The following is an 18,972-nucleotide window of genomic DNA, read 5'->3' as shown; positions in this document are numbered from 1 at the left end:
ACCCATGAAACTCCGAAAGATCCTGATCGGCACGGCCGCAGCCGCCGTCGCCGTCGCCCTCACCGCCTGCGGCGCCCCCGGCAGTGCCACCAGCGGCGGCAGCACCTCCACTTCGGCCGCCGGTGCCGGGCCCTACGACCTCCAGGTCGCCGAGAGCCCGTCGTTCGAGGCCGGAACCACTATGGCGAAACTGGCCGAGGCCGGCACCATGAAGATCGGCACCAAGTTCGACCAGCCGCTGTTCGGCCTCCGCGGTCTCGACGGCAAGCCCGTCGGCTTCGATGCCGCCATCGGGTCGCTCGTGGCGGCCAAGCTCGGCATCCCGTTCGACAAGATCGAGTGGACCGAGACGGTCTCGGCCAACCGCGAACCGTTCCTGCAGAGCGGGCAGGTCGACGCGGTCATCGCCACGTACACGATCAACGACAAGCGCAAGCAGGTCGTCGACTTCGCCGGCCCCTACTTCGTGGCAGGCCAGAGCATCCTCGTGCTCGAGGGCAACTCCGAGATCACGAAGCCCGAAGACCTCGCAGGCAAGGCGGTCTGTTCTGTCGAGGGATCCACCCCGGCGTCGAACATCGTCGAGAAGTACGGAGCGGTGCTGCAGCCGACCGACGTCTACAGCAAGTGCCTCGACCCGTTGAAGAACGGCCAGGTCGTCGCGATGACCACCGACAACGTCATCCTGTCGGGCTTCGTCGACTCGAACCCGGGCGTCTTCAAGCTGGTCGGGGACACGTTCACCCAGGAGCCCTACGGCATCGGCCTCACCAAGGACGACACGGCCATGCGCACGTTCGTCAACGAGACCCTGCAGGCTGCCTTCGACGACGGCACGTGGGCACGGTTGTTCGAGCAGACGGCGGGCAAGGTGCTCCCGGTGCCGACGCCGCCCACCATCGACCAGTACTGATCTGACCTCCTAACCCTGAAGGGAGGCCCCGTGGTCATCTTCGACAATCTGCCGCTGTACCTCGAGGCCTTCCTCCAGACTCTCGCGCTGCTGCTGCTCACGACGCTGTTCGCTCTGCCGCTCGGTGCTGTGATAGCGGCGATGCGCATCTCGCCGATCGGGAGCCTCCGCGCAACGGCGACCGTCTACACCGAGATCCTCCGCAACACGCCCCTGGTTCTCGTCTTCATCTTCTGCTTCGTCGTGCTGCCGATCCTCGGCGTCATCCTGCCGTTCATGTTCTCGGCCGTGCTCGCGCTGACCCTCTATACCGCACCGTTCTTCGCCGAGGCGATCCGTTCGGGCATCAACGGGGTGCCGGTGGGCCAGGCGGAGGCGGCCCGCAGCATCGGAATGACCTTCGGGCAGACGGTGACTCTCGTCGTTCTGCCGCAGGCCGTTCGGAGCGTGGTTCCGCCGATCATCAACGTCATGATCGCACTGACCAAGAACACCTCGATCGCGGGCGGTTTCTTCATCTTCGAACTCTTCAACTCGGGCCGCCGGCTGGTGAACGAGAACGGTGACCAGGTCATCCTCGTGCTCGTCGGTGTGGCCGCCTTCTACCTGCTCATCACGATTCCCCTCGGCCAGCTGGCCGACTTCCTCGAGCGACGGGTGGTGATCAAGCGATGACCAGTGTTCTCTACGACGTGCCCGGCCCGAAGGCGAAGGTGCGGGCGAGGGTGATCTCGTGGATCACCGGTCTCGTCGTCGTCGCGGTCGTCGTCTACACCGGCCTGACGCTCTGGCAGAAGGGGATGTGGGATCCCACCCGCTGGGACATCTTCAACGACCCATTGGTCTGGGCGGCCCTGCTCCGCGGTCTCGTCGTCGTGCTGCAGTCAGCACTTGTCGCGACCGTGCTCGCCCTGCTGCTCGGTATGGTCTTCGCTCTGCTCCGGATGTCGTCGCACCGCGCCATCCGTATCCCGACGACGATCGTGCTCGAGTTCTTCCGCGGCATGCCCGTGCTGCTGATGATGCTCTTCATCCTGCTGGCGTTCCCGGGCATCAGCCCGTTCTGGGCCGTGGTCAGTGCGCTCGCGGTCTACAACGGCGCGATCATCGGCGAGGCGCTGCGGTCGGGTGTCGTCGCGCTGCCGAAGGGCCAGCGCGAAGCCGGCCTGGCGATCGGTCTGCGGCCATTGCAGGCTCGGCTCCAGATCGAATTCCCTCAGGCGTTCCGCAACATGCTGCCGATCATCGTGGCGCAGATCGTGGTCCTGCTGAAGGACACAGCCCTCGGGTACATCGTCGGGCAGGTCGCGCTCATCCGTGAAGGAGAGCTGCTCGCCGAGTTCGTCGGCCGCCAGCAGTACTTCTTCTCGATCTTCCTGGTGATGCTCGGCATGTACCTGGCGATCAACCTCACGATCTCGACGATCGCGCGGCAGTTGGCGAAACGCCGGGGTGGCACGGTCCGCACAGCAGTCGCCATGCCCGATGGATCGATGAGCACGACGCTGACCTAGCTAAACTTGTGTCCCGTGTCTGATCCCGAAGTTCCTGTCCTCTCCGAAGAGTCCGTGGCCGCGGCCGTCGAGGCTGCGCTTGCAGCAATCCAGGCGGTGAGCGACACCGCCACATTCAAGGCGGCCCGCTCCGCGCACGCGGGGGAGTCATCACTGCTCGCCCGCCTGAACGGCCAGCTCCGCAGCCTGCCGAACGACCAGAAGGCCTCGGCGGGAAAGCTCGTCGGGCAGGCTCGCGCGCGGGTCAACCAGGCACTCGCCGCGAAGGAGTCCGACGTCGTGGCCCTCGAGAACGAGGCGCAACTCGCGGCAGAGGCGCTCGACGTGACGGCCCTGCCGGTCAGGAAGCACCTCGGTGCCCGCCATCCGCTCTCGCTCCTGCAGGAGAAGATCGGCGACATCTTCGTCGGGATGGGCTGGGAGATCGCCGAGGGGCCCGAGCTCGAGAACGAGTGGTTCAATTTCGACGCGCTGAACTTCGATCCCGATCATCCGGCCCGCGCCATGCAGGACACGTTCTTCGTCGACCCTGTCTCATCGCACCTGCTGCTCCGCACGCACACGTCGCCGGTGCAGATCCGGTCGCTGCTCAGCCGCGAGCTGCCGGTCTATGTCATCGCGCCGGGCCGCACGTACCGCACCGACGAACTCGACGCGACGCACACGCCCGTCTTCAGCCAGGTCGAGGGCATCGCCGTCGACAAGGGGCTGACCATGGCGCACCTGCGGGGCACCCTCGAGTTCTTCGCGCGCAAGATGTTCGGCGACGAGGCGAAGATCCGCCTCCGCCCCAACTACTTCCCCTTCACCGAGCCGAGCGCCGAGATGGACGTCTGGCAGCCGAACGCCAAGGGCGGTGCGCGCTGGGTCGAGTGGGGCGGCTGCGGCATGGTCAACCCGAACGTGCTTCTCTCCGCGGGAATCGATCCGGATGTCTACTCGGGGTTCGCCTTCGGTATCGGAATCGAGCGCACCCTGCAGTTCCGCAACAACCTCAATGACATGCGCGACATGGTCGAAGGCGACGTGCGGTTCAGCCAGCAGTTCGGAATGGTGGTCTAGTCATGCGTATTCCTTTGAGTTGGCTCGCCGAGTACGTCGACCTGCCCGCCGGCACCACCATCGACGAGGTGCACGCCGCCCTGGTGAGCGTCGGCCTCGAGGAGGAGGGCTCCCACCAGTTCGACATCGACGGCCCGGTGGTCGTCGGCGAGGTGCTCGAATTCAGCGAGGAACCCCAGACGAACGGCAAGACGATCCGCTGGTGTTCCGTGCGTGTCGCACCGCCCGGCCAGGTTGCCGCCGACGGGGGAGCGGATGTTCGCGGCATCGTCTGCGGCGCCGGCAACTTCTTCCCCGGCGACAAGGTCGTCGTGACCCTGCCCGGTGCCGTGCTGCCCGGCAACTTCGCGATCGCGGCCCGCAAGACGTACGGTCACGTCTCCGACGGCATGATCGCGTCGACGCGTGAACTCGGGCTCGGTGACGAGCACGACGGGATTCTGCGCCTCAGCAGCCTCGGGCTCGACCCGGCCGTCGGCACAGACGCTCTCGAACTGCTCGGCCTGACCGACGCCGCCGTCGAGGTGAACGTGACACCGGATCGCGGCTACGCCTTCTCGATCCGCGGTATCGCCCGCGAGTACGCCCACGCCACGGGAGCCGCCTTCCGCGATCCCGCGGCGGTGCTGCCCGCCAGCGAACCGGCCGACGGCGTCAGCGTCGCGATCTCCGACGATGCGCCGATCCGCGGCCGGGTCGGCGCGACCGTCTTCGTCACGCGCGTGGTCAGGGGCATCGACCCGGCCGCTCCGACGCCGGCGTGGATGATCGCGCGCCTGAAGCTCGCGGGCATCCGCTCGATCTCCCTCGTCGTCGACATCACGAACTACGTCATGCTCGAGCTCGGACAGCCCCTGCACGGCTACGACTTCGACCTGCTGCGCGGCGGGATCGTCGTGCGCCGGGCTGCGGCCGGTGAGACGCTGAAGACCCTCGACGGCCAGGTCCGCACGCTCGATCCCGAAGACCTCGTGATCGCCGACGACAGCGGGGCAATCGGGCTCGCCGGCGTGATGGGCGGCTTCTCGACAGAGATCTCCGACGCGACATCCGCCGTGCTGATCGAAGCCGCGAACTTCGACCCGGTGACCGTTGCGCGCACGGCCCGGCGGCACAAGCTGCCCAGTGAGGCGTCGAAGCGCTTCGAGCGCGGGGTCGATCCCGAGGTCGCTGTCGCGGCCGCCGCGCGTGCAGTACAGCTGCTCGAGGAGCTCGGCGGTGCGCGAGCGGACGGCACCGGATCCGGGTATCACGCTCACGACCAGCTCGCCCCGATCTTCCTGCCCGACCGCTACATCTCCGGGCTCGTCGGCGTGGACTACACCGACGACGAGATCACCTCGTCGCTGATCGAGATCGGCGCGACGCTCGAGTACGCGCACGACGGGCTGCTGGTCTCGCCGCCGTCCTGGCGACCCGACCTCACCCACAAGTCGACCCTGGCGGAGGAGGTCGCGCGCATCGTCGGCTATTCGCGCATCCCCTCGGTTCTTCCGACGGCCCCGCCCGGCCGTGGCCTCACCCGCGAGCAGCAGTTGCGTCGACTCGCCGCGGAGACGCTCGCGGCGAGCGGGTCGACGGAGGTGTTGGCATATCCGTTCCTCTCCGAGGCGTCCAACCGCACGTTCGGCTCGGCGGACGACACTGTCGCGCCGGCCGTCAAGCTGGCGAATCCGCTCGACGCCGAGGTTCCGCTGCTTCGCACCACCCTTCTTCCCGGGCTCATCGACATCGCCCGGCGGAACCTCTCTCGCGGTCTCACCGACCTGTCGGTCTACGAGATCGGCGCGGTCTTCCAGCCCGTTGCCGGCGCCGACTACGGTGTCGTCGAGGTGCCGCTCGGTGCGTCACTGCCGTCCGCGGAGGTTCTGGATGCCCTCGACGCGAGCATCCCGCCGCAGCCCTGGCATGTCGGGCTGCTGTTCCTCGGCAGTGCGGTGCAGAAGCAGCCCGGGCAACCGGCGGTGCCGTTCGGCGTCGCGGATGCACTGGACACGGTGAGACTGCTCGCGTCAGCGCTCGACGTGCCGATCACGGTGCGCCAGGGCTCGCACAAGGCGCTGCACCCGGGCCGCACGGCGGAGGTGCTGGTGCCGGTCGGCGCAGGCACCGATGCCGTGAGCGTCGGGTACGTCGGCGAACTGCTGCCGGCGCTCGCTCTGGAGCTCGATCTCCCGCGGGTGGTCGCGGTGGCGGAGCTCGACCTCTCCGTGCTCATGGATCTTGCCGCGCGGAGCGTGCAGGCGTCCCCGCTGGCCGGGTATCCGGCCGCGACGCAGGACGTGTCGTTGGTCGTGGCCGACTCCGTGGCCGCAGGCGACGTGCTCGACGCTCTGACGGCCGGGGCCGGGGAACTGCTGGAGAGCATCCACCTCGTCGACGACTATCGCGGAAGCGGGATCGAGGAGGGCTCGAAGTCGCTGACGTTCGCGCTGCGGTTCCGGGCGAACGATCGCACGCTCACGGCCGCCGAGGCCAGTGAAGCGCGGATCGCGGGCGCGGCCGAGGCCTCGCGCCGGTTCGGGGCGACCGTCCGCGAGTGACGGGGGGACTACATTTGACGTATGTCTTTTTCGGTGGCGGTAGCAGGAGCGAGCGGGTATGCGGGCGGCGAACTGCTGCGCCTGCTGGCGGGTCACCCGGAGTTCGAGGTGCGAACCGTCACGGCGAACAACAACGCGGGCCAGCCCCTGCTCGCGGTGCATCCGCACCTGCGTTCCTACGCCGGAATGGTGCTCAGCCCCACCACGACGGAGGCCCTGGACGGTCACGACATCGTCTTCCTCGCCCTGCCGCACGGCAAGTCGGGTGCGATCACCGAGACGCTTGACGAGAACACCCTTGTCGTCGACTGCGGTGCCGACCACCGGCTGACCGACGAGGCCGACTGGGCGAAGTTCTACGGCGGCGAGTTCTACGGGGCCTGGCCCTACGGCCTGCCCGAACTGCTGATCGGCGACCACCGGCAGCAGCGCTCGAATCTCCCCGGCGTGAAGCGCATCGCGGTTCCCGGGTGCAACGTCACCGCGATCAGCCTCGCCCTGGCTCCCGGGCTCCGGGCCGGGGTCATCCAGCCGGTCGACCTCGTCGCGGTGCTCGCTGTCGGCCCGTCGGGCGCAGGCAAGAGCCTCCGCACCAACCTTCTGGCGAGCGAGGTGCTGGGTTCCGCCAGCGCCTACGGCATCGCGGGCGCCCACCGTCACAACCCGGAGATCGTGCAGAACCTCAGTCTCTCCGCGGGCGCGAGGGTCAGCGTCTCGTTCACGCCGGTGCTCATCCCGAGTGCCCGCGGCATCCTCGCCACGTCGACGGCGCGGCTGGCCGCCGGAATCAGCGCGCATGACGTGCGGTCGGCCTGGGTGAACGCCTACGCCGACGAACCGTTCGTGCACGTGCTGCCGGAGGGCCAGCTTCCCTCCCTCTCCGACGTCCTCGGCGCCAACACCGCCCTGATCGGGGTCGCCGTCGACGAGGCGGCCGACCGGGTGGTCACCGTCACCGCGATCGACAATCTCGTGAAGGGCACGGCGGGGGCGGCCATCCAGTCCGCGAACATCGCGCTCGGCCTGCCGGAGACGCTCGGCCTGCCGATCGACGGGGTCGCTCCGTGAGCCTCGGCCCCGCCACCATCCTTTCGTTCGACCTTCCCGAAAACCCAGGAGCACACTCGTGAGCGTCACCGCACCCGCCGGATTCGAAGCGGCCGGAGTCGCACGGGGTCTGAAGTCCTCCGGCGGCCTCGACCTCGCCCTCGTCGTCAACCGCGGTCCGAGCAACGCCGCGGCGGCGGTCTTCACGTCGAACCGGTGCAAGGCGAACCCGGTGCTCTGGAGCGAGAAGGTCATCGAAGACGGGCGCGTGGCCGCGGTCATCCTGAACTCGGGCGGTGCGAACTGCTACACGGGGGCATTCGGGTTCCAGACCACGCACGCCACGGCGGAGGCTGTCGCCGAGGCGCTCTCGGTGTCGGCCGGCGACGTGGTCGTGTGTTCCACGGGGCTCATCGGCACCGGCGACCAGCTGTTCCGCGACAGGGTGGTCGGGGGAGTGCCGGTCGTGGCCGAGGCGCTCTCCTCCGACGGCGGAACCGACGCCGCACTCGCCATCATGACCACCGACACCCGGTCGAAGGAGGCGGTCTTCGAAGGCGCCGGCTATTCGATCGGTGGCATGGCGAAGGGAGCCGGGATGCTCGCCCCCGGGCTCGCCACCATGCTCGTGGTCATCACCACCGACGCCGACCTGCCGGCCGAGTCCCTCGACAGCGCCCTCCGCGCCGCGACCCGGGTGACTTTCGACAGGGTCGACTCCGATGGCTGCATGTCGACGAACGACACCGTGACGCTGCTGGCCAGCGGAGCATCCGGAACCGTCCCCGATCTGGCCGACTTCACCGCAGGCCTGACGGCCGTCTGCCACGATCTCGCGTTGCTGCTCCAGGGCGACGCCGAAGGTGCCAGCCACGACATCACCATCACCACGACGAACGCCGCCAGCGAAGACGAAGCGGTGACCGTCTCGCGCGCCGTCTCCCGCAGCAACCTGTTCAAGGCGGCGATCTTTGGGAACGACCCGAACTGGGGCCGGGTGCTCGCTGCCGTCGGCACCACGGATGCCGAGTTCGACCCGTACAACATCGATGTGACCATCAACGGCGTCAAGATCTGCCGGGCGGGCGAGCCGTTCGAAGACCGTGACCTCATCGACCTCGCACCGCGCGCCGTCAGTGTGCTCATCGACCTGCACGTCGGGGCTGAGACGGCGTCGATCTACACCAACGACCTCACGCACGACTACGTGCACGAGAACAGCGCGTACGCGAGCTGATGGCAGACATGACCCTGGCCGAAGACCACGACCTCGCCGCCATCAAGGCCGGCACCCTGATCGAATCGCTGCCGTGGCTGAAGACCTTCCACGGCCAGATCATGGTGATCAAGTTCGGCGGCAACGCGATGGTCGATCCAGAACTGCAGCGCACGTTCGCCGAAGACATCGTGTACCTCCGGTATGCGGGCATCCGTCCTGTCGTCGTGCACGGCGGCGGCCCCCAGATCTCCCGGATGCTCGACCGCCTCGGTATCGAGAGCGAATTCCGTGGCGGTTACCGGGTGACGAGCCCCGAGGCGATGGATGTCGTGCGGATGGTGCTCACCGGACAGATCAGTCGCGACATCGTGAGCCACATCAACGAGCACGGCCCGCTGGCCTCCGCGATGTCGGGCGAAGACGCGGGCCTGTTCGAGGGTGAGAGACGCACCATCGAGGTCGACGGCGAACTCGTCGACCTCGGGCTTGTCGGTGACGTGGTCGGGGTGAATCCCGGCACGGTGCTCGAGCAGCTCGCAGCCGGCCGCATCCCGGTCATCTCCTCGATCGCGCCCGACCGCAACGAGCCAGGCCAGGTGCTGAACATCAACGCCGATGCCGCTGCGGCCGCGCTGGCCGTCGCCCTCGGCGCCGCGAAGCTCGTCATCCTCACCGACGTCGCAGGACTGTACTCCGACTGGCCGAACCGCGATTCGCTGGTGCCGGTGATCGAGGCCGAGGAGCTCCGGGCGCTTCTGCCGTCGCTCGAATCGGGCATGATCCCGAAGATGGCCGCGTGTCTCGAAGCGGTCGACGGTGGTGTTGCGAAGGCGGCGATCATCGACGGCCGCATCCCGCACTCGATCCTGCTCGAGGTCTTCACCCAGAGCGGGATCGGCACCGAGGTCGCCCGCGCGGAGATCGCGGCAGCCGACCGGGCCGCCACTGATGGCGCCGCCACAGAACCAGAAGAGGAGAACCGAAGCCAGTGAGCATCGAAACCACCACCAGCTGGGTCGACAACTTCAACGAGTCCCTCATGCGAACGATGGGCCAGCCGCTCGCCCTCCTCACCCACGGGCGCGGCGCCTTCGTCTGGGACGAGAACGAGAAGGAGTACCTCGACTTCCTCGCCGGTATCGCGGTCAACTCGCTCGGCCACGCGCATCCGGTGCTCGTCGACGCGCTGACCCGCCAGGTGAGCACTCTCGCGCACGTCTCGAACTACTTCTCCACCCGCCCCCAGCTCGAGCTCGCCGAGCGCCTGAAGCGCCTCACCGGTGCGGGCCCCGCGGGCCGCGTCTACTTCTGCAACTCCGGGGCGGAGGCGAACGAGGCGGCCTTCAAGCTCGCCCGCCTGAACAGGGCCGGCGGGCGCTCGAAGATCGTCGCTCTCAAGAACTCCTTCCACGGGCGCACGATGGGTGCGCTGGCGCTCACCGGCAAACCCGATATGCAGTCTCCGTTCGAGCCGATGCCGAGCGGCGTCGTGCACATCGACTCCACGATCGAAGCGCTCGAAGCGAGCATCGACGACACGGTCTCGGCCCTGTTCCTCGAGCCGATCAAGGGCGAGGCCGGGGTGATCAACCTGCCCGAGGGCTACCTGGCGCGGGCGCGCGCACTGACCGAACAGCACGGCGTGCTGCTGATCCTCGACGAGATCCAGACCGGTGTCGGCCGCACCGGCCGCTGGTTCAACTACGAATATGCGGGCATCCTGCCCGACGCCGTCACCATCGCGAAGGGCATGGCGGGCGGCGTTCCGATCGGTTCCCTCGTGACGTTCGGCTGGGCCTCCGACCTGTTCCAGCGCGGGATGCACGGCAGCACCTTCGGGGGCAACCCGCTCGCCACGGCGGCAGCGAATGCGGTGCTGGGTGAGATCGAGGAGCGCGACCTGGTCGGCAACGCCGAACGCCGCGGCGTCCAGCTGCGCGACCGTATCGCGGCTCTCAACTCGCCGCTGATCGGTGAGATCCGCGGGCAGGGGCTGCTCATCGGTCTCGGCCTGACCGAGCCGATCGCCCTGAAGCTCTCCGCAGCGGCGATGGATGCCGGACTCATCATCAACGCAGCGAACGAGTCGAGCATCCGGATGGCTCCGCCCCTGATCATCCGCGACCTCGAGGTCGACGCGTTCGTCACCCGCTTCACGGCCGCGCTGGCTGCGGTCGGCTACCCTGTCGTTCCTGCTCCCGCGCCGGCCGCACCCGATGCGGCGGCCGCCGCCGATGCTCCGGCCGCCGCCGATGCGCCGGCCACCGCCGATGCCCCGGCCCCCGCGCCCACCACCCCCGACGCAGAAAGCGCCTCATGACCCGCCACTTCCTCCGTGATGACGACCTGTCGCCCGCCGAGCAGGCCGAGATCCTCGACCTCGCCGCGGAGCTGAAGCGCGACCGGTTCCAGGCGAAACCGCTCGCGGGACCCCAGACGGTCGCCGTGATCTTCGACAAGTCGTCGACCCGCACCCGCGTCTCGTTCGCGGTCGGAATCGCCGATCTCGGCGGCAGTCCGCTCATCATCAGCACGGCGAACAGCCAGCTGAGCGGCAAAGAGACCGCCTCCGACACCGCGCGCGTTCTTGAACGCCAGGTCGCGGCCATCGTCTGGCGCACCTACGCGCAAACCGGCCTCGAAGAGATGGCGCTCGGCACGACCGTTCCGGTCGTCAACGCGCTGAGCGACGAGTTCCACCCCTGCCAGCTGCTCGCCGATCTGCTCACCATCCGAGAGCACCGCGGCGAGCTCGCCGGGTTGACCGTCACCTTCCTCGGTGACGGGGCGAGCAACATGGGCCAGTCCTACCTGCTCGCCTGTGCCACGGCGGGTATGCACGTGCGGATCGCCGCGCCCGCCGAGTACGCGCCCGACGCGCAGGTGGTTCTGGATGCCCAGGCCATCGCCGCACGCACCGGCGGCTCCGCCAGCGTCTTCACCGACCCGGTCGAGGCCGTGGCAGGCGTCGACATCGTCGTCACCGACACCTGGGTCTCGATGGGCAAGGAAGACGAGAAGGCCGCACGGGTCAAGACGTTCGGCGGCTACCAGGTCGATGCCGCGCTGATGGCCCACGCCAAGGGCGACGCCCTCTTCCTGCACTGCCTGCCGGCGGATCGCGGCTACGAGGTGAGCGCCGACGTGATCGATGGCCCGCAGAGCGTCATCTGGGATGAGGCGGAGAACCGCCTGCACGCCCAGAAGGCCCTGCTCGTCTGGCTGCTGCGCCAGCAGTAGGGCCGCGGCAGACAGCCGGAACCGCGCGAGCCGTCGGGCCCGCGCACCCTAAGCTTGAAGTTCAGAACACCATAAGGGAGTAAAAGTGGCGGAACGTGTTGTGCTCGCATACTCGGGGGGTCTCGACACCTCGGTCGGCATCGGTTGGCTGAAAGACGCCACCGGCAAAGACGTCGTCGCCCTGGCGATCGATGTCGGCCAGGAGGGTGAGGACATGGAGGTCATCCGCCAGCGCGCACTCGACTGCGGCGCCGTCGAGGCCGTCGTCATCGACGCCCGCGACGAGTTCGCGAACGACTACCTCATGCCGGCCCTGAAGGCGAACGCGCTCTACCAGAAGCGCTACCCACTCGTCAGCGCACTCAGCCGCCCGCTCATCGCCAAGCACCTCGCTTCGACCGCGATCGCGCTCGGTGCCGACAGCGTGGCCCACGGATGCACGGGCAAGGGCAACGACCAGGTGCGCTTCGAGGCAGCCGTCGCGGCCCTCGCTCCGGACCTCATCTCGTTGGCTCCCGTGCGCGACTTCGCCCTCACCCGCGACAAGGCGATCGTCTACGCGGCAGAGCACAACCTGCCCATCGTGCAGTCGAAGAAGAGCCCGTACTCGATCGACCAGAATGTCTGGGGCCGCGCCGTCGAGACTGGCTTCCTCGAAGACCCGTGGAACGCCCCGATCGAAGACCTCTACACCTACAGCCAGGATCCGGCCATCCCGCGCGAGGCGACCGAGGTGACGATCACGTTCACGGAGGGCATCCCGACCGCCATCGACGGCAAGCCCGTCACTCCGCTCGAGGCCGTCGTGCAGCTCAACAGGCTCGCCGGCGACCAGGGCATCGGCCGCATCGACATCGTCGAAGACCGTCTCGTCGGCATCAAGAGCCGTGAGGTCTACGAGTCTCCGGCGGGGCTCACCCTCATCGCCGCCCACGAGGAGCTCGAGAACCTCACCATCGAGCGCGACCTCGCCCGCTACAAGCGCGGAGTCGAGTCGAAGTGGTCGGAGCTCGTCTACGACGGACTCTGGTTCTCCGGTCTCAAGCGTTCGCTCGATGTCTTCATTGACGACACGCAGCGCTACGTCTCCGGCGAGGTGCGCCTCGAGCTCCACGCCGGCAAGGCCACGGTCACCGGCCGGAAGAGCGAGCAGAGCCTCTACGACTTCGACCTGGCCACGTACGACACCGGCGACACGTTCGACCAGTCGCAGGCGAAGGGGTTCATCGAGATCTGGTCCCTGCCGTCGAAGATCTCGGCCCGCCGCGACCACGCTGCCGGCGGATCGATCGAAGCGTAGTCCTGTGGCCGAGAATCGAGCAGGTGAAGCGGGCGCCCTCTGGGGCGGCCGCTTCGCCAGCGGCCCCTCACCCGAGCTCCTCGCACTCAGCAAGTCGACGCAGTTCGACTGGCAGCTCTGGCCCTACGACATCGCCGGGTCCAGGGCCCACGCGAAGGCTCTCGCCGCAGCCGGGTACCTGACCGCGGCTGAACTCGACGCGATGTCGGTTGCCTTCGACCGGCTCCGGGGCGCCATCGAGTCGGGGGAGTTCACGGCCGAAGAGGGTGACGAAGACGTGCACTCCGCGCTCGAACGCGGCCTGATCGTCTTCGCCGGTGCCGAGCTCGGCGGCAAGCTCCGTGCCGGCCGCAGCCGGAACGACCAGATCGCCACCCTCGTCAGGCTCTACCTGCTCGACCATTCTCGCTCGATCGACCGCCTCGTCATCCAGCTCATCGACGCGATCGCCTCGCAGGCGTCGGCCCACCCGGATGCACCGATGCCGGGCCGCACGCACCTGCAGCACGCGCAGCCCGTTCTGCTCTCGCATCACCTGCTCGCGCATGCCTGGCCGTTGGTGCGCGATCTCGAGCGCCTCCGCGACTGGACGGTGCGGGCATCCGAGTCGCCGTACGGTGCGGGTGCGCTCGCCGGCAGCTCGCTCGGGCTCGACCCGGCGCTCGTCGCCCGCGAGCTCGGCCTCGCCGGCGGCCCCATGCCGAACTCGATCGACGCAACGGCGAGCCGTGACGTGGTCGCCGAGTTCGCCTTCGTCACCAGCCTGATCGGCATCAACCTCTCCCGGTTCGCCGAGGAGATCATCGTCTGGGCCACCCGCGAGTTCGGGTTCGTCAGGCTCCACGACAGCTACTCCACCGGCTCGTCGATCATGCCGCAGAAGAAGAATCCCGACATCGCCGAACTCGCCCGGGGCAAGTCGGGCCGGCTGATCGGCAACCTCACCGGCCTGCTCGCCACCCTCAAGGGGCTGCCGCTCGCCTACAACCGCGACCTGCAGGAAGACAAGGAGCCGGTGTTCGACACCGTCGAACAGCTCGAGGTGTTGCTGCCGGCCTTCACCGGCATGGTCGCGTCGCTCACCTTCAACACCGGCAGGCTGGCTGATCTCGCCCCGCAGGGCTTCTCGCTCGCCACGGATGTCGCCGAGTGGCTGGTGAAGCAGGGTGTCGCCTTCCGCGATGCCCACGAGATCAGCGGCGACCTGGTGCGGTTCTGCGAGACGAACGGGCTCGAACTGCACGAGCCCACCGACGAGCAGCTCATCGCCGTGTCCCCACACCTGGCTCCGGATGTCCGCACCGTCGTCACCGTCGAAGGATCGATTGCGAGCCGCACCGGGGCCGGCGGCACGGCGGGGGTTCGCGTGGCCGAGCAGCTCGGCCAACTCACGGAACGGGTACGCATCCTCCGCGATGCCATCACGGTGGATCCTCTCGACGCCACCCCCGAGGCCAGCCTGGCCGAACCGCTGATCTACCATCCCAAGGGAACACCGTGACGCTCAGCAACGACCCCGCCGGCAAGCCCGCGAAGCCCAGCAGGGCCGCGAAGCCAGACAGGGCCGCGAAGCCCGACCAGGACATCCGCCACGACCCGCGGTACAAGACGCCGTGGTGGCGTAGACCGTTGAAGCCGTTCGTCTTCTGGATCATCGTCGCGGTCGCGGCGGCGATTGTCGCCACCGCCCTGATCCTGACGGTCTCGCTCGGCATTCCGCTGTTCTGAGCGCACCAACTCCACCCGGCCGACGCACCGAACCCGGCACCCCGATCGCCATGCCACCCGGTTCTCCCCTGGCTGCCGCCGATCGCGGGCTCTTCGTCCGCCCCTCGGTCGAGGTGGCGCCCCTGCTGCTCGGCAGCATCTTCACGCACACGACCGCGGAGGGTCGGGTCTCGCTCCGGATCACCGAGGTCGAGGCCTACCTCGGCGTGGGTGATGACCCGGGGTCGCACTCGTTCCGCGGCAGGACGAAATCCAACCAGGTCATGTTCGGCGAACCCCTGCACCTGTACACGTACTTCACCTACGGCATGCACACCTGCTCGAACATCGTCTGCTCCCCGGAGGGAACCGCCAGCGGGGTGCTGCTGCGAGCGGGCGAGATCGTCGAAGGCCTGGACCTCGCGCAGCATCGCCGCGGAGCATCCGTCAGCCGCCGTGATCTCGCCCGCGGGCCCGCCCGGCTCGTCGTCGCTCTCGGCATCCCGCTCGCCGACGGGGGAGCAGACCTCACCGTGCACCCTTACGAGCTGCGGATGCCCGAACATCCGTCGCCCGCCGAGATGAGCCCGCGCACCGGACTCGGCGGCCCCGGCGGAACTTCGGCGTACCCGTGGCGTTTCTTCGTCCCCGGCGATCCGACCGTCTCGCCCTACCGGCGCCACCCGAAACTCGCCGCGTTCGAGGCCGGCTGACGCCCCCCCGCTGGTACGCTCACCCCCGCTGGTGCGCTCACCCCCGCTGGTGCGCTCACCCCCGCTGATACTCTGGGGGGCGTGTCTTCACCTGTGCCCGTGGCGCTGTCCGCCCAGACCAACGACCCGACCTTCGACTCCGTGTGGGACGAACTGAAATGGCGGGGCCTGGTGCACGTCTCGACGGATGAGACGGAACTGCGCGACCTGCTCGCCGGCGAACCGATCACGTTCTACTGCGGATTCGACCCCACTGCACCGAGCCTCCACCTCGGCAATCTCGTGCAGTTGCTCACGATGCGCCGTCTCCAGCTCGCCGGGCACAATCCGCTCGCTCTCGTCGGCGGGTCGACCGGCCTGATCGGGGATCCGCGGCCGACCGCTGAGCGCACACTCACCGCTCGCGACACCGTGGCCGAGTGGGTCGGGTACCTGCAGGCGCAGATCTCCCGGTTCCTGAGTTTCGAGGGGGAGAACCCGGCCCGGCTGGTGAACAACCTCGACTGGACAGCCCCGCTCAGCGCCATCGACTTCCTCCGGGACATCGGCAAGTACTTCCGCGTCGGCACGATGCTGAAGAAGGATGCGGTGAGTGCGCGACTGAACTCCGATGCAGGCATCAGTTACACCGAGTTCAGCTACCAGATCCTGCAGGGGCTCGACTACCTCGAGCTCTACCGCACGTACGGCTGTGTGCTGCAGACCGGGGGGAGTGACCAGTGGGGCAACCTCACCAGCGGCACCGACCTGATCCGCCGCGCGGAGCAGACCTCCGTGCATGCGATCGGCACACCGCTCATCACGAACTCCGACGGCACAAAGTTCGGGAAGAGCGAGGGCAATGCCGTCTGGTTGGATGACCGGCTCACCTCGCCCTACGCCTTCTACCAGTTCTGGCTGAACACCGACGATGCCGACGTGATCGAGCGCCTCAGGATCTTCACGTTCCTCAGCCGGGAGGAGCTCGACCGTCTCGCCGGCGCGGTGGCGGACGAGCCCTTCCGCCGGGAGGCTCAACGCACTCTCGCCAATGAGGTCACGTCGCTGGTGCACGGTCCGGCTGCACGGGATGCCGCTGTCGCGGCCGCGGCGGCGCTCTTCGGCCAGGGCGACCTGGCCGATCTCGACGAGGCGACCCTCCGTCAGGCGCTGGGGGAGTTGACCACGGTGACCCTCCCCGGGGGAACCCCCGTTCTTCAGGCTCTGGTTGAGAGTGGGCTCTGCTCGTCGGTCGGGGAAGCGCGGCGGGCTCTGGCGCAGGGGGGGATCTACGCGAACAACGCGAAGGTCTCTGATGACTCGGCAACGGTGGAATCCCTGGCACTGGCCGGCGGCATCGTGGTTCTTCGCCGCGGCAAGAAGACCGCAGCGGGCGTGCTGATCGGCTAGATCCGCATGTTTCCGGGGCGACACGCCCGGGCTGCGCAGTCCATTTGCCAGATGCGAAACGTGCCCGTAATGTTTCTTCTTGTCACCCCAAAGGTTCGGAAAGCGGAAGAGCTTACCGGCCTCAAGCGGGGCCATCCCCAGCAGTGAAAACCTCGAAGTGAAGCGGATTCGTCCGGTTCAACTCTTGAGTTTGGGCACAGCTGGCCGGATGTAGATATATAGTAGTCGAGTTGCCTGTTCGGGCCTCCATCTTCGAGATGGAACCGCCGGAACGGAGCGTCCGATCTTTGAGAACTCAACAGCGTGCACATTGTCAAATGCCAAATCCCCGTGGCCACTTTTGGTGGTCCGGGTTCCTTTGGGAAATGAAATTAGTGGGCTTCTCTTTGGAGGGGTTCACGGACAAGCAAGTCAGTAATGATTTGTTCTGTCAGCATCAAACTTGTCAATTAGCATTCGATTCCCGTTTGTTGGTTGGCGCGTAAGCATTTACGGAGAGTTTGATCCTGGCTCAGGACGAACGCTGGCGGCGTGCTTAACACATGCAAGTCGAACGATGAAGAGGTGCTTGCATCTTGGATTAGTGGCGAACGGGTGAGTAACACGTGAGTAACCTGCCCTTGACTCTGGGATAAGCGTTGGAAACGACGTCTAATACCGGATATGACGACTGAACGCCTGTTCTGGTTGTGGAAAGATTTTTTGGTCAAGGATGGACTCGCGGCCTATCAGGTTGTTGGTGAGGTAATGGCTCACCAAGCCTACGACGGGTAGCCGGCCTGAGAGGGTGACCGGCCACACTGGGACTGAGACACGGCCCAGACTCCTACGGGAGGCAGCAGTGGGGAATATTGCACAATGGGCGAAAGCCTGATGCAGCAACGCCGCGTGAGGGATGACGGCCTTCGGGTTGTAAACCTCTTTTAGTAAGGAAGAAGAACTTCGGTTTGACGGTACTTGCAGAAAAAGCACCGGCTAACTACGTGCCAGCAGCCGCGGTAATACGTAGGGTGCAAGCGTTGTCCGGAATTATTGGGCGTAAAGAGCTCGTAGGCGGTTTGTCGCGTCTGCTGTGAAATCTGGAGGCTCAACCTCCAGCCTGCAGTGGGTACGGGCAGACTAGAGTGCGGTAGGGGAGATTGGAATTCCTGGTGTAGCGGTGGAATGCGCAGATATCAGGAGGAACACCGATGGCGAAGGCAGATCTCTGGGCCGTAACTGACGCTGAGGAGCGAAAGCATGGGGAGCGAACAGGATTAGATACCCTGGTAGTCCATGCCGTAAACGTTGGGAACTAGATGTAGGGACCATTCCACGGTTTCTGTGTCGCAGCTAACGCATTAAGTTCCCCGCCTGGGGAGTACGGCCGCAAGGCTAAAACTCAAAGGAATTGACGGGGGCCCGCACAAGCGGCGGAGCATGCGGATTAATTCGATGCAACGCGAAGAACCTTACCAAGGCTTGACATGAACGAGAACGGGTCAGAAATGATCAACTCTTTGGACACTCGTTTACAGGTGGTGCATGGTTGTCGTCAGCTCGTGTCGTGAGATGTTGGGTTAAGTCCCGCAACGAGCGCAACCCTCGTTCTATGTTGCCAGCACGTTATGGTGGGAACTCATAGGAGACTGCCGGGGTCAACTCGGAGGAAGGTGGGGATGACGTCAAATCATCATGCCCCTTATGTCTTGGGCTTCACGCATGCTACAATGGCCGGTACAAAGGGCTGCGATACCGTAAGGTGGAGCGAATCCCAAAAAGCCGGTCTCAGTTCGGATTGAGGTCTGCAACTCGACCTCATGAAGTCGGAGTCGCTAGTAATCGCAGATCAGCAACGCTGCGGTGAATACGTTCCCGGGCCTTGTACACACCGCCCGTCAAGTCATGAAAGTCGGTAACACCCAACGCCAGTGGCCTAACCTTCGGGAGGGAGCTGTCTAAGGTGGGATTGGTGATTAGGACTAAGTCGTAACAAGGTAGCCGTACCGGAAGGTGCGGCTGGATCACCTCCTTTCTAAGGAGCACGTTCACGGTCCGTCTGTATACAGCGGAATCGCCGTGACAGTCATTTCATCGGAAGTTATCTGGTGGTGACGCTCATGGGTGGAACATTTGACATTCACGTAGTGCTTGCCTGGTTGTTAGTACGACGGGTTCCTTCGGGGGCTGGTTTGGAACGCAGTTGGAACGAGTGGCCGTGTTGTGCACGCTGTTGGGTCCTGAGGGACCGGGCAGCCTTTTCGTCGTGGTTTCACGGTGGGAGGGTTGACTGTTGAACTCTGGACCTTATTTCGGTTCGAGACTTTGTTTCGGATTGTTTGGGGT

At 66.5% G+C, this 18,972-nt stretch carries 15 protein-coding genes and 1 rRNA gene; all 16 read left to right on the top strand.

Features of this window, described 5'->3' with window-relative positions; all coding sequences use genetic code 11:
* Window positions 1–4: 4 nt before the first annotated feature.
* The 16 genes from FB464_RS07950 (at window position 5) to FB464_RS07875 (ending at window position 18,661) form a co-directional block, all read left to right on the top strand.
* A complete protein-coding gene (locus FB464_RS07950; RefSeq protein WP_116414340.1) occupies window positions 5–913 on the top strand; it encodes a glutamate ABC transporter substrate-binding protein in 909 nt (302 codons plus the stop codon).
* A gap of 30 nt (window positions 914–943) precedes the next feature.
* Complete coding sequence (locus FB464_RS07945; protein WP_116414341.1) at window positions 944–1,588, top strand: amino acid ABC transporter permease; 645 nt, start codon at window positions 944–946, stop codon at window positions 1,586–1,588.
* Window positions 1,585–2,427, top strand: a complete 843-nt coding sequence (locus FB464_RS07940) for an amino acid ABC transporter permease (protein WP_116414342.1) — start codon at window positions 1,585–1,587, stop codon at window positions 2,425–2,427. The genes FB464_RS07945 and FB464_RS07940 overlap by 4 nt, the downstream gene beginning before the upstream one ends.
* A 15-nt stretch (window positions 2,428–2,442) precedes the next feature.
* Entirely contained in the window at window positions 2,443–3,489 is a 1,047-nt protein-coding gene (gene pheS / locus FB464_RS07935; protein WP_116414343.1) for a phenylalanine--tRNA ligase subunit alpha, read from the top strand.
* 2 nt (window positions 3,490–3,491) lie between these two features.
* Window positions 3,492–6,032 (top strand): phenylalanine--tRNA ligase subunit beta, encoded by a 2,541-nt coding sequence (pheT, locus tag FB464_RS07930; protein ID WP_116414344.1) that lies wholly within the window; start codon window positions 3,492–3,494, stop codon window positions 6,030–6,032.
* A 21-nt stretch (window positions 6,033–6,053) separates the two neighbouring features.
* Window positions 6,054–7,100 carry an N-acetyl-gamma-glutamyl-phosphate reductase gene (gene argC, locus FB464_RS07925; protein WP_116414345.1) on the top strand — a complete coding sequence of 349 codons (1,047 nt, stop codon included), beginning with the start codon at window positions 6,054–6,056 and terminating at the stop codon, window positions 7,098–7,100.
* 58 nt (window positions 7,101–7,158) lie between these two features.
* Window positions 7,159–8,316, top strand: coding sequence for a bifunctional glutamate N-acetyltransferase/amino-acid acetyltransferase ArgJ (gene argJ, locus FB464_RS07920; protein ID WP_116414346.1), 1,158 nt, complete (start codon window positions 7,159–7,161; stop codon window positions 8,314–8,316).
* A complete protein-coding gene (gene argB, locus FB464_RS07915; protein ID WP_116414347.1) occupies window positions 8,316–9,290 on the top strand; it encodes an acetylglutamate kinase in 975 nt (324 codons plus the stop codon). Before argJ ends, argB begins: the two co-directional genes overlap by 1 nt.
* Window positions 9,287–10,618 carry an acetylornithine transaminase gene (locus FB464_RS07910; RefSeq protein WP_116414348.1) on the top strand — a complete coding sequence of 444 codons (1,332 nt, stop codon included), beginning with the start codon at window positions 9,287–9,289 and terminating at the stop codon, window positions 10,616–10,618. Before argB ends, FB464_RS07910 begins: the two co-directional genes overlap by 4 nt.
* Window positions 10,615–11,538 (top strand): ornithine carbamoyltransferase, encoded by a 924-nt coding sequence (argF, locus tag FB464_RS07905; RefSeq protein ID WP_116414349.1) that lies wholly within the window; start codon window positions 10,615–10,617, stop codon window positions 11,536–11,538. The genes FB464_RS07910 and argF overlap by 4 nt, the downstream gene beginning before the upstream one ends.
* An 85-nt stretch (window positions 11,539–11,623) precedes the next feature.
* Window positions 11,624–12,838 (top strand): argininosuccinate synthase, encoded by a 1,215-nt coding sequence (locus FB464_RS07900; protein WP_116414350.1) that lies wholly within the window; start codon window positions 11,624–11,626, stop codon window positions 12,836–12,838.
* Window positions 12,839–12,842: 4 nt separating this feature from the next.
* Complete coding sequence (argH, locus tag FB464_RS07895) at window positions 12,843–14,339, top strand: argininosuccinate lyase (RefSeq protein ID WP_246092973.1); 1,497 nt, start codon at window positions 12,843–12,845, stop codon at window positions 14,337–14,339.
* Window positions 14,336–14,566 carry a hypothetical protein gene (locus tag FB464_RS07890; RefSeq protein ID WP_116414351.1) on the top strand — a complete coding sequence of 77 codons (231 nt, stop codon included), beginning with the start codon at window positions 14,336–14,338 and terminating at the stop codon, window positions 14,564–14,566. The genes argH and FB464_RS07890 overlap by 4 nt, the downstream gene beginning before the upstream one ends.
* Window positions 14,567–14,616: 50 nt before the next feature.
* Window positions 14,617–15,258 (top strand): DNA-3-methyladenine glycosylase, encoded by a 642-nt coding sequence (locus FB464_RS07885; protein ID WP_116414352.1) that lies wholly within the window; start codon window positions 14,617–14,619, stop codon window positions 15,256–15,258.
* An 81-nt stretch (window positions 15,259–15,339) separates the two neighbouring features.
* Complete coding sequence (gene tyrS, locus FB464_RS07880) at window positions 15,340–16,647, top strand: tyrosine--tRNA ligase (protein ID WP_116414353.1); 1,308 nt, start codon at window positions 15,340–15,342, stop codon at window positions 16,645–16,647.
* A gap of 488 nt (window positions 16,648–17,135) precedes the next feature.
* Window positions 17,136–18,661: ribosomal RNA gene (locus FB464_RS07875) — 16S ribosomal RNA — on the top strand.
* Window positions 18,662–18,972 lie beyond the last annotated feature (311 nt).

Source organism: Subtercola boreus (assembly GCF_006716115.1).
Lineage (GTDB): Bacteria > Actinomycetota > Actinomycetes > Actinomycetales > Microbacteriaceae > Subtercola > Subtercola boreus.
The sequence above is the reverse complement of the archived record's forward strand: the minus strand, read 5'-3'. Positions and strand labels throughout refer to the sequence as shown.